The sequence below is a fragment of the Mycobacterium sp. genome (genome assembly GCF_035570115.1).
In the GTDB taxonomy this organism is placed as follows: domain Bacteria; phylum Actinomycetota; class Actinomycetes; order Mycobacteriales; family Mycobacteriaceae; genus Mycobacterium.
Map to the genome: position 1 here is coordinate 1 of NZ_DATMLH010000242.1, position 11275 is coordinate 11275.

General features: G+C 65.1%; 13 protein-coding genes and 2 pseudogenes. All 15 read left to right on the forward strand.

The annotated features are described in order from the left end of the window. Positions 1-705: pseudogene (locus VNW74_RS22235) on the forward strand (alpha/beta hydrolase); the annotation flags it as partial. Then, positions 702-1904, forward strand: a complete 1203-nt coding sequence (locus VNW74_RS22240) for a CoA transferase (protein ID WP_325680808.1) — start codon at positions 702-704, stop codon at positions 1902-1904. The pseudogene VNW74_RS22235 and the gene VNW74_RS22240, both read left to right, overlap by 4 nt. 102 nt (positions 1905-2006) lie before the next feature. Next, a complete protein-coding gene (locus VNW74_RS22245) occupies positions 2007-2900 on the forward strand; it encodes a hydroxymethylglutaryl-CoA lyase (RefSeq protein ID WP_325680810.1) in 894 nt (297 codons plus the stop codon). Continuing rightward, positions 2900-3532 carry a TetR/AcrR family transcriptional regulator gene (locus VNW74_RS22250; RefSeq protein WP_325680812.1) on the forward strand — a complete coding sequence of 211 codons (633 nt, stop codon included), beginning with the start codon at positions 2900-2902 and terminating at the stop codon, positions 3530-3532. The genes VNW74_RS22245 and VNW74_RS22250 overlap by 1 nt, the downstream gene beginning before the upstream one ends. A gap of 10 nt (positions 3533-3542) precedes the next feature. Next, positions 3543-4781, forward strand: coding sequence for an acyl-CoA dehydrogenase family protein (locus tag VNW74_RS22255; protein WP_325680814.1), 1239 nt, complete (start codon positions 3543-3545; stop codon positions 4779-4781). Further along, complete coding sequence (locus VNW74_RS22260) at positions 4778-5773, forward strand: phosphotransferase family protein (protein ID WP_414686747.1); 996 nt, start codon at positions 4778-4780, stop codon at positions 5771-5773. Before VNW74_RS22255 ends, VNW74_RS22260 begins: the two co-directional genes overlap by 4 nt. Before the next feature lie 17 nt (positions 5774-5790). Next, positions 5791-6723 carry a catalase family peroxidase gene (locus VNW74_RS22265; RefSeq protein WP_325680816.1) on the forward strand — a complete coding sequence of 311 codons (933 nt, stop codon included), beginning with the start codon at positions 5791-5793 and terminating at the stop codon, positions 6721-6723. Next, positions 6723-7082: a DUF6285 domain-containing protein gene (locus VNW74_RS22270; protein ID WP_325680818.1), complete on the forward strand. Its 360-nt coding sequence runs from the start codon at positions 6723-6725 to the stop codon at positions 7080-7082. Before VNW74_RS22265 ends, VNW74_RS22270 begins: the two co-directional genes overlap by 1 nt. Before the next feature lie 11 nt (positions 7083-7093). Then, the gene (locus VNW74_RS22275; RefSeq protein WP_325680820.1) at positions 7094-7495 is read left to right on the forward strand and encodes a nuclear transport factor 2 family protein; all 402 of its coding nucleotides are present in this window, start codon (positions 7094-7096) and stop codon (positions 7493-7495) included. 76 nt (positions 7496-7571) lie between these two features. After that, a complete protein-coding gene (locus tag VNW74_RS22280; RefSeq protein ID WP_325680823.1) occupies positions 7572-8108 on the forward strand; it encodes a YceI family protein in 537 nt (178 codons plus the stop codon). 54 nt (positions 8109-8162) lie between these two features. Beyond that, positions 8163-8561: a hypothetical protein gene (locus tag VNW74_RS22285; protein WP_325680825.1), complete on the forward strand. Its 399-nt coding sequence runs from the start codon at positions 8163-8165 to the stop codon at positions 8559-8561. Positions 8562-8847: 286 nt separating this feature from the next. Beyond that, positions 8848-9225 (forward strand): NADH-quinone oxidoreductase subunit A, encoded by a 378-nt coding sequence (locus VNW74_RS22290; RefSeq protein ID WP_325680826.1) that lies wholly within the window; start codon positions 8848-8850, stop codon positions 9223-9225. 8 nt (positions 9226-9233) lie between these two features. Beyond that, positions 9234-9788, forward strand: a complete 555-nt coding sequence (locus VNW74_RS22295) for an NADH-quinone oxidoreductase subunit B family protein (RefSeq protein ID WP_325680828.1) — start codon at positions 9234-9236, stop codon at positions 9786-9788. Next, a complete protein-coding gene (locus VNW74_RS22300; RefSeq protein WP_325680830.1) occupies positions 9785-10525 on the forward strand; it encodes an NADH-quinone oxidoreductase subunit C in 741 nt (246 codons plus the stop codon). Before VNW74_RS22295 ends, VNW74_RS22300 begins: the two co-directional genes overlap by 4 nt. Next, positions 10525-11275 (forward strand): annotated as a pseudogene (locus VNW74_RS22305) (NADH dehydrogenase subunit D); the annotation flags it as partial. The gene VNW74_RS22300 and the pseudogene VNW74_RS22305, both read left to right, overlap by 1 nt.

Consider the following 11275-nt stretch of genomic DNA (forward strand, 5'->3'; position numbering starts at 1 on the left):
GGCATCATGCTGCTGGCCGCACACATCAGCCGGCACGGCACGCTGACCGAATGGCTCGACGCGTCCATCCTCGACGAATCCGACCCCACCAAACGCGACCCGGAACTGGATCTGTACAACCCGGACAACGCCAACCAACCGCCCTACAGCGCACAGTTCCTGGCCCGCTACCGGCAGGCTCAGATCGACCGCAACCGCCGCATCACCGCTTGGGTCAAGGACAAGCTCGGCGAACTGAAGGCTGCGGGCCGACCCGACGACGAGTTCGGCTTCGTCGTACACGGCACCATGGCCGACCCGCGCTGGCTCGACCCGACGGTCGATCCCAACGAACGACTTCCCAGAACGTGCTATCTAGGTGATCCTCAAGTGGTGAACATGAGCCCGGTCGGGCTGGCCCGCTTCTCGACGCTGCGCGGCTGGCTGTCGCAATGGAGTTACGACGACGCTCGCGGCGATGCGGTCAGCTGCGGGCCAGACATCGCAATCCCGGCGCTGGTGATTGGTAATCTGGCCGACGACGCCTGCACGCCCAGCCACACCCGCCGGCTGTTCGAAGCGATCGGCCATCCCGACAAGGAGATGCACGAAATCCCTGGCGCTACACACTATTACGCGGGGCCGGATCAACGAGACAAGCTGCGCCACGCCGTCGAGATCGTCACCGACTGGCTGATCCGACATGAATTCGCGAGGGCGGAATGACGACGGGGCCGCTAGACGGCATCCGGGTGCTCGAACTGGGCACGCTGATCGCCGGACCGTTCGCCGGCCGACTGCTCGGCGACATGGGCGCCGAGGTCATCAAGGTGGAACCACCGGGTGCACCGGATCCATTGCGGACCTGGGGGCAGGCCGAAGTCGACGGGCACCACGTTTTCTGGACGGTGCATGCGCGCAATAAAAAGGCAATCACGCTTGACCTGCGCCGGCCGCGCGGCCGCGAGCTCTTTCTTGATCTGGTCGAGAATTCCGACATCGTGGTGGAGAACTTCCGTGCGGGCACCCTGGAGAAGTGGAATCTGGGTTACGACGTTCTCAGCCAACGTAACTCGGGAATCATCCTGGTTCGGGTATCGGGGTACGGGCAGACCGGGCCCGACGCACACAAGGCCGGCTACGCCTCGGTGGCCGAAGCTGTGAGCGGCCTGCGCCACCTCAACGGTTTCCCCGGCGGGCCGCCACCCCGGTTGGCGCTGTCGCTGGGCGACACCCTGGCCGGCATGTTCGGCGCCCAAGGGGCGCTGGCCGCGCTGTACCGCCGCAGTATCACCGGGCACGGCCAGGTGGTCGATGTCGCATTGAACGAATCATGTTTGGCGGTACAGGAATCCACCATCCCCGATTACGACGCGGGGGGCGTGGTGCGCGGGCCGTCGGGCACCCGCCTGGAGGGCATTGCGCCGTCCAACATCTACCGCAGCGCCGACGGCTCCTGGGTGGTGATCGCGGCCAACCAAGACACGGTGTTCGCCCGGTTGTGCGAAGCGATGAGCCGCCCGGAACTGGCCACCGACGACCGGTTCGCCACCCATGTCGCCCGCGGCCGCAACCAAGACGAACTCGACAAGATCATCGGCGCATGGGCCGCCGAGCGGCAGCCCGGCGACATCATCGAAACCCTCAGCGCGGCCGGCGTGATCGCGGGGCCGATCAACACGGTCGCCGAAGTGGTCAACGACCCGCAGCTGCGGGCCCGCGACATGCTCGTCGAGCATTACGACGAACGACTCGCGCGGACGGTTTTGGGCCCAGGTGTCGTGCCCGTGCTCTCGGAGTCTCCGGGCCGTGTTCGCAATGCCGGCCCGGCGCGGCCCGGACAACACAACGATGACGTCTACATCGGGCTGCTCGGCAAGACCGCCGACGAGCTCGAAGACCTCAGGGCCGAGGAGGTCTTATGACCCGCACCGGCGACGATGCAGAGCGTAGCGATGAGGAGCAGCGGTGCAGATGACCCGCACCGGCGACGATGCAGAGCGTAGCGATGAGGAGGAGCGGTGCAGATGACCCATGTCGATATTCGCGAGGTGTCGCTGCGCGACGGGTTGCAGATCGAAAAGCCAATCCCGTTGTCGGCCAAGCTGGAACTGCTGGCAGCCGTGGCCGCTACCGGAGTGCGCGAGGTGGAGGCCACTGCGTTCGTCTCGCCGTCGAAGGTGCCGTCGATGGCCGACGCCGCCGAGCTTGCCGCCGAGCTGCGCAACTATCCCGACATCGAGTTCTCCGCCCTGGTGGCCAGCCCCAATGGTGCCAAGCGGGCCGTTGCCGCGGGGCTGCGGTCGATCGAATACGTCGTATCGACCAGCGACGCATTCAGCACGGCCAACGTCGGGCGCAGCAGCAAGGAGGCCACCGACCAGATCGTCGAGATCGTCGCTATTGCCCACGACAGCGACGTCACCGTCGAGGTCATCGTTGCCACCGCATGGGACTGCCCGTTCGAGGGACCCACGCCACCCCAGCGAGTCCTCGACATCGCCGCCACCGCGCGGGATCGAGGCGTCGACCGGTTTTCGATTGCCGACACCATCGGCACCACTACCCCGGGACGGGTGAGTTCGCTTATCGGACAACTACGTCCGGTCATCGGCGACTTGCCGCTGGGCGGACATTTCCACAACACCCGCGGCGCCGGACTGGCCAGCGCCTACGCCGCGGTCAGCTCCGGAATCACCCGGCTGGACGCATCCGTCGGCGGGCTGGGTGGCTGCCCGTTCGCGCCGGGCGCCACCGGCAATATCGCCACCGAGGACCTGGTGTACCTGCTGCGGGACAGCGACATCGACGTCGACGTCGACCTGCAGGCCGCCATTACCGCAGCTGAAGTAGCGAAATCGGTTGTCGGCCATGACTTGCCGGGTGCCCTGCTACGCGCCGGAGACCGGATCCGGACCTGATGCCGTCCCCGGACACCACGCGAACTCTGACCGCCAAGGGCCGACACACCCGGGCGGCCATCGAGCAGGCTGCCCGTAAACTGTTCGCTGAACGTGGCTTTCACGGCACCACGCTGGCCGACATCACGTCAGCCGCCGGAAAGTCGGCGGCGGTCTTTTACCGTTATTACGCCGACAAGGAGGACTTACTCGCCGCATTGGCGGAGTCCTTCCTGCACGACGTGGTGACGCCGTCCAGCTTGAGCCTGCACCTGCCGGAATCCCCGGATGACGACGCATTCTTCACCTCGGTGGTCACCGGCTACTGGAACATGTTCAAGCAAAACATCGGGATCATGATCGCAGTAGCGCAGTTGGCAGCGACCCAGCAGCGGTTTGCCGCCGTCCAGAACGAATTCCGGCGGTTCGGCATGGAAATCGTCGCCGCCTCGGTGCTACGGGCGCAGGAGCAGGGCTACGCATCCGAACTCAATCCCGAGCACATCGCCGCTGCCATCGCGTTGTTGTTCGAGAATTTCACCACCGTGTTTGTCACGCCGCCCGGTGCTGGGAACCTGGGCGTCGAGATCAGTGACGACGACGCGATCGCGACCTTGTCGACGGTCTGGAAGAAGACCCTTTACGGCACTTAAGGAGTCAACAGTGGATTTCACCTTGCCAGAACACCTTCCGGGGTTGCTCGCCGAGATGGATGCGTTCATCGAACGTGAGATCGCCCCGCTGCAGGCCGAGAACATGCAGTACTTCGACCAGCGTCGGGAGCATGCCCGCACCGATTGGGACCACGACGGCATCCCGACCCGGGAGTGGGAGGACCTGCTCTCCGAGATGCGCCGACGGGCCGACAAGGCCGGCTGGCTGCGCTACGGACTGCCGACGTCGCTTGGTGGCCGCGATGGCACCAATGTCGACATGGCGGTGATCCGGGAATATCTGGCGCACAAGGGCCTTGGCCTGCACAACGACTTGCAGAACGAGGCGTCGATCGTCGGGAACTTTCCACAGGTGATCATGATGGAACGCTTCGGCACCGCCGCGCAACGCGCCCAATGGTCCGAGGCGTTGATCACTGGGGAACGCTCGATGGCCTTCGGGCTCACCGAGCCGCAGCACGGCTCCGATGCCACCTGGTTGGAAACGCACGCCAAGCCCGACGGCGATGACTGGGTGATCAACGGCTCCAAGCGGTTCAATACCGGCGTACACCGCGCCACGGATGACTTGATCTTCGCCCGTACTTCCGGCGAGCCGGGACAAGCCCGCGGCATCACCGCATTCCTGGTGCCTACCGACGCGCCAGGATTCACCGTCCCGTATTACTGGTGGACGTTCAACATGCCCACCGATCACGGCGAAGTCGAGCTCAATGATGTGCGGGTGCCCGCCGACGCGGTACTCGGTGAGGTGGATCGCGGGCTGGAGGTTGCCCAAACGTTCCTGCACGAGAACCGAATTCGACAAGCGGCCAGCAGCCTGGGCGCAGCGCAATACTGCATCGATCGGGCCGCCGAATATGCCGGCGAACGTACGGTGTTCGGCAAGCCGCTGGCGGTCAACCAGGCCGTGCAGTGGCCGCTGGCCGAGTTGCAGACCGAGGCCCAGATGGTGCGACTGCTGGTGCAGTACGCGGCCTGGCACTTGGACCGCAACCACCACATGGAGGTGTCCGACAAAGTGTCGATGGCCAACTATCGCGCGAACCGACTGGTTTGCGACGCCGCCGACCGTGCCATGCAGATTTTCGGCGGCCTCGGCTACAGCCGTCATGAGCCGTTCGAGCACATCTACCGCCACCACCGCCGCTACCGGATCACCGAGGGCGCCGAGGAGATCCAAATCCGGCGGGTGGCGCAGCGGCTGTTCAAATTCGGCAGCAAGTGACGGTCATCAAAGATCCGGCCGCGTTAGCGCCAAAACTTGCCGCGGTGCTGGAAACAGCCTTCGGCGCTAGCACCACGATCGATAACCTGCACGCACTGACCGGCGGTGCCAGCAGAACCACCTGGGCGTTCGAGGCCGTCGCAAACGGCCAACGCCGCTCGCTGATCCTTCGCACCGGCCCACCTGACGACGTACACGCCGGCATGGAACTCGAGGCTCGCGCTCAAGCCGCCGCCGCTGTCGCCGGGGCGCCGGTCCCCCACATTTTGGTCGCCGATGATTCGGCTGGCGCACTTGGCAATCCGTTTCTGATTTGCGACGAAATCAAAGGCGAGACGATCGTCCGTCGCATTCAGCGCCAGCTGGACGCAGCGGGTCGGGCACGACTACTACTCCAATGCGCCCAAGCGCTGGCCGCCATTCACCGCGCCGACACGAACCTCTCGGGCGTGGACCGCGAGGATCAACTCGCCGAATGGCGCGGCCGACTGGACGCCATGGGCGACACCACCGCCACCTTCGAGTGGGCTTTCCGGTGGCTCGCCGCCCATCGTCCGGCGCCGTCGCCGTCGCGCCTGGTGCACGGCGACTACCGGATGGGCAACCTCATCGTCGCCGGGTCCGAACTGGCGGCCGTACTGGACTGGGAGCTGGTGCACATCGGTGAGGTCTACGAAGACCTGGCCTGGTTCTGTATCCGGGCCTGGCGGTTCGGTGCTCCTGCCGACCGCGCCGCCGGCGGCCTGGGCAACGTCGAGGATTTTCTTTGCGCCTACGAAGAGGCCGGGGGTGCCACGGTCGATCGGGTGGCCTTTCACTGGTGGTTGGTCCTCGCCACGCTGCGCTGGGGTGTGATCTGCCGCTACCAGGCCGAGCGCCACCTGAGCGGGCAGACCCGCTCGGTGGAGCTGGCCGCGATCGGCCGGCGAGTCTGCGAGACCGAGTGGGATCTGCTCACCCTGCTCGATAAGCCTGCACCTGATGCCAGTTAACCGCTTAAGATGCCGCTGTGATTACTCCTGATCAGGCGATCGACACCATCCGCGGGACTGGTGGGGCGCAACCCGGCTACCGGGCGTTGCACGCCAAGGGCAAGCTCTATCGCGGCACATTCACCGCCACGGACGAGGCCGCCCAACTCTCCCGTGCTGCGCACCTCAACGGTTCGGCCGTACCCGCGCTGATCCGGTTCTCCAACGGCTCAGGCAATCCGGCACAGCCAGACAATGCTCCCGGCGTGCGTGGGATGGCGGTGAAGTTCACCCTGCCGGACGGGTCCACGACCGACGTGTCAACGCAGACCGCAAAGCTGTTCCCGTCCGCCACCCCCGATGGCTTCATCGCCCTGTTACGTGCGATGCGCCCCGGCACTACCGCTCCGCTGCGCCTGGCCGGATACATCGCCACCCACCCGCGCTTCTTGGCCGTATTGCCCGTATTGCAGGCCGCGAACAAAGTGCCGGCGAGCTACGCCACCGTCGAGTACCACGGATTGCACGCCTTCCGCTGGGTCGCCGCCGACGGTGGCGCACGATTCGTGCGCTACCACCTGCTTCCGGCCGCGGGCGAGGAGTTCCTGGCGCCGCCTGTCGCGAAGACCAAGGGCGCGAACTTCTTGACCGAAGAACTCGACGAGCGCCTCGCGTCGGAACCGGTTCGGTTCGACTACCAAGTCCAGATCGCAGCGGACGGCGATTCGACCGTCGATCCATCCAAACCGTGGCACAGCACTCAAACCGTCACCGTGGGCACGCTGACCATCACCGGCATCGAGACGGAACGCGAGCATGGCGGCGACATCGTGGTATTCGACCCCATGCGCGTCACCGACGGGATCGAGCCCTCGAATGATCCGGTGCTGCGGTTCCGCACGCTTGCTTACTCCGCATCGGTGAAGCTGCGCACCGGGGTGGATCGCGGTCCCGAGGCGCCTGCGACCTGATGACGGCAGGGGCCGCTTCCAGCAACCCACTGCACGGCCGCCCCACTGCGGCTGAACTTGTCGCTGCGGTCGCCGAATTCCTCGAGACAGACGTCCGGGAGTCGACCGCCGGTCAGGTCAATTTCCATGCCCGCGTCGCGGCCAATGTGTTGCGCATCGTCGAGCGTGAGTTGCTCGCCGACTCGGCCGACGATGTCACGGATGCCCTGGCCGGCCTCGGTTTTGACGACGAAGCCCAGCTGGCCGCCGCTATTCGGGCGGGCGTCCTCGACGGTCGCAACGAACAGGTGCAACCGGCTCTGCGTGCATTGGTGAGGCACCGCCTATCGGTCGCGCATCCGGGTTACGAAAACGAATAGAAAGACTCCCAATGACCGCCACCGGCTCCGGCCACAGTCAGCACGTCATCGCCGAGGTGGCCGATCAGCTGTTCGCGGCGATCGAGCGAAGCGACGAGGCTACGCTGCGCCAGCTGTTCGATGACGACATCGCGGTATGGCGAGTGGGCGCCCGCCGCGACAACGACAAAGAGCGTGCGCTCAAGGTGCTGCGCTGGTTCATCGAAGTCAGCACCCAACGTCGCTACGAGATCCTGGACCGCCAGCTATTCGCTGGCGGATTCGTCCAGCAGCACATCCTGCACGCCACAGGCCGCAACGGCGGATTGATCGCCCTGCGGGTGTGCATCGTGATTAAGGTGGGGGTGAACGCCCTGATCAGCCGGATCGATGAGTACTTCGATCCTGCCGACCTCGCCCCGCTGATGAGCTGACCCGCAAGGGAGGAGCCGCGCAGATGGCCCGCGCCGGCGACGATGCAGAACGAAGCGATGAAGAGGAGCGGCGCAGATGACCACCGTGGAAACACTGCTGAGTGATCCTGATACCGCAGGGGTATGGAATCTCGTTCCGGACAAGTCCACGATCAGCTTCAAGATCAGGAATATGTGGGGCCTGATCAGCGTCAAAGGCCGGTTCACCGAGTTCGGCGGTGACGGCCAGATCACCGGCAAGGGCGCCATCTTCGGTCGCCTCGACATCCAGGTGGCGTCGTTGCGCACCGGAATCGGTAAACGCGACGAGCATCTGCGATCGGCCGATTTCTTCGACGCCGAGCACTTCCCGGAGATCAGCGTCGTCGTCACCGCCGTACAACCGACCTCCGGCAACGCTGCCGACCTACAGGCCACCTTCACCATTAAAGGAGTGACCGCCCCGGTGCCGCTGCCGGTGCGGATCATCCTGCTCGACGACGGCTCGGTGCGGGTCTCCGCGCAAACCGAGGTCGACAGGGCCCAGTTCGGCCTGGGATGGAACCGGCTCGGCATGGTCGGCGACCGGGCGACGGTTTCGGCCGACGCCTGTTTCGCGCGGGCGCCACGCTAGCCTTCGCCGGGCTGTGCGACCCACGCATCGTCGCTGGGCAGTAGCATCTGGACCGTGTCTGCCACCAGCCCTTTACGGGTCCTCGTGTACAGCGACAACGCCCAGACCCGACAGAACGTCATGCTGGCGCTGGGCAAACGGGTGCATCCGGAGCTGCCGGAGTTCAGCTACGTCGAAGTGGCCACCGGACCGGTCGTCATCCAACAGATGGACGCCGGAGACATCGATCTGGCCATCCTCGACGGCGAGGCGACCCCAGAAGGCGGCATGGGTATCGCGAAGCAGTTGAAAGACGAAATTGCGCAGGGACCGCCGATCGTGGTGCTGACCGGGCGGCGCGACGATGCCTGGTTGGCCCACTGGTCGCGCGCCGAGGCATCGGTTCCGCAGCCGATCGACCCGATCCGGCTCAGCCGTACGGTGCTCGAGTTGCTGCGCCCCGCCGTGCACTAGCCGATCCGCGTCTGCAGAGTCCCCGCGGGCACCGGCTGCTCAGCGCAGCCGGCTGAGGCCGCGAACCAATTGCCCGATCGGGTGAAATGTGTTGGTGTCCTTATTAACTCGGTAACCACCGATTGCCGGCCAACCGTTGCTCACGGCTACCGGCCGACCTCCCACCAGCCTGTGGTTGAGGTCACATCTAGACTGCTGAGCGCGGGGCCACACAAGATCGCTAGGCTGTGGTTGCGCTCACAGTCCGTCAGCCCACAGACAACTAGCGAGGGAGCGTCTTCCCGGCATGAATCTCTACCTACCCATCCTGGTGCTTGGGGGGATCGCCGCTGCTTTCGCCCTCGGCTCGGTCGCAATCGCGCAGATCACCGGCCCGAAGCGTTACAACCGCTCGAAGCTAGAGGCATACGAGTGCGGGATCGAGCCCAGCGACCAGCCGGCCAACGCGCCGCACGCGGGCAGCGGACAGCGGTTCCCGGTGAAGTACTACCTGACGGCGATGCTGTTCATCGTCTTCGACATTGAAATCGTGTTCCTGTACCCCTGGGCGGTCAGCTATGACCAGCTGGGGCTCTTCGCGCTGATCGAGATGGTGGTGTTCATGCTCACGGTCTTCGTGGCGTACGCCTACGTATGGCGCCGCGGCGGCCTGACTTGGGATTGAGGTAACGCGTGGGCATTGAAGAGAAAGTGCCAAGCGGTTTCTTGCTGACGACCGTCGAACAGCTGGCGGGCTATTTCCGCAAGAGCTCGTTGTGGCCGGCGACATTCGGATTGGCCTGCTGTGCCATCGAGATGATGGCCACCGCGGGCCCGCGGTTCGACATCGCGCGCTTTGGCATGGAGAGGTTTTCGGCGACACCACGGCAGGCCGATCTGATGATCGTGGCCGGTCGCGTCAGCCAGAAGATGGCGCCGGTGCTGCGTCAGATCTACGACCAGATGGCCGAGCCCAAATGGGTGCTGGCGATGGGCGTGTGCGCGTCGTCGGGCGGGATGTTCAACAACTATGCGATCGTCCAGGGCGTGGACCACGTCGTGCCGGTAGACATTTACCTGCCCGGCTGCCCGCCCCGTCCGGAGATGTTGTTGTACGCAATCCTGAAGCTGCACGACAAGATTCAGGAGATGCCGTTGGGCGTCAACCGCGAGCTGGCCATCGCCGAAGCCGAGCAGGCGGCGCTGGCCGCCCGGCCGACGATCGAGATGCACGGACTGCTGCGATGAGTTCACCGGAGCACGACCCGAAACGAGCAGCCGGCGAGGTCGGTGGCGCTCCTGTTGCCGCCGACCAATCCGACCCAGAGCTGATCGACGTTCGCCGAGGCATGTTCGGCATCCACGGCACTGGCGACACGTCGGGATACGGACGCCTGGTGCGTCAGGTCACGATCGACCCCGGCAGTCCCCGACCCTATGGCGGATACTTCGACGAGGTCGTCGATCGGTTGGCCGCGGCGCTGAAAGAAGCCGACAGCGTCGAATTCGATGACGCCGTAGAGAAAGTCGTGGTCTACCGCGACGAGCTGACTCTGCACGTGCGCCGTGAGCTACTGCCGCAGGTGGCCCGCCGGCTCCGTGACGACCCGGAGCTGCGCTTCGAACTGTGCCTGGGCGTCAACGGCGTGCACTACCCGCATGAAAGCGGACGTGAGCTGCACGCGGTGTATCCGCTGACCTCGATCACCCACGGGCGTCGCGTTCGAGTGGAAGTGGCTGCGCCGGACGGTGATCCGCATATTCCGTCGTTGTTCACGATCTATCCGACCAACGACTGGCACGAGCGCGAGACCTATGACTTCTTCGGCATCATCTTCGACGGCCACCCATCGTTGACCCGGATCGAGATGCCGGACGACTGGGAGGGACATCCGCAGCGCAAAGACTATCCACTCGGCGGCGTTCCGGTGGAGTACAAGGGCGCCCAGATCCCCCCGCCCGACGAGCGGAGGTCCTACAGCTGATGACCGAGACCGGCGCAGAAACCGTCATTGCCCTCGTCGGCCAGGACTGGGAGCAGATCGTTGAGGCGGCACGCAAAGGCGAACCCGGCGAACGAATCGTCGTCAACATGGGACCCCAGCACCCGTCCACCCACGGCGTGCTGCGGTTGATCCTGGAGATCGAAGGCGAGACGGTCATCGATGCGCGGTGCGGAATCGGCTACCTGCACACCGGGATCGAGAAGAACCTCGAATACCGGTACTGGACGCAGGGCGTGACGTTCGTAACCCGCATGGATTACCTGGCACCGTTTTTCAACGAAACCGCCTTCTGCCTCGGCGTCGAGAAGCTGCTCGGCATCACCGACGAGATCCCCGAACGCGTCAACGTGATCCGGGTGATGATGATGGAGCTCAACCGAATCTCCTCGCACCTGGTCGCCCTGGCGACCGGCGGCATGGAGTTGGGCGCGATGACGCCGATGTTCGTCGGCTTCCAGGGTCGCGAGATCATCCTCACGCTGTTCGAGTCGATCACCGGGCTGCGGATGAACAACTCCTACATCCGACCCGGCGGCGTCGCGCAGGACCTGCCACCCAACGCGCAGACCGAGATCGCCGAAGCCCTCACGAAGCTGAAGGTCTCGTTGCGCGACATGGGAGACCTGCTCAATGAGAGCGCTATCTGGAAAGCGCGCACCAAGGACGTCGGCTACCTGGACCTGACCGGTTGCATGGCCCTGGGAGTGACCGGGCCGTGCCTGCGATCCA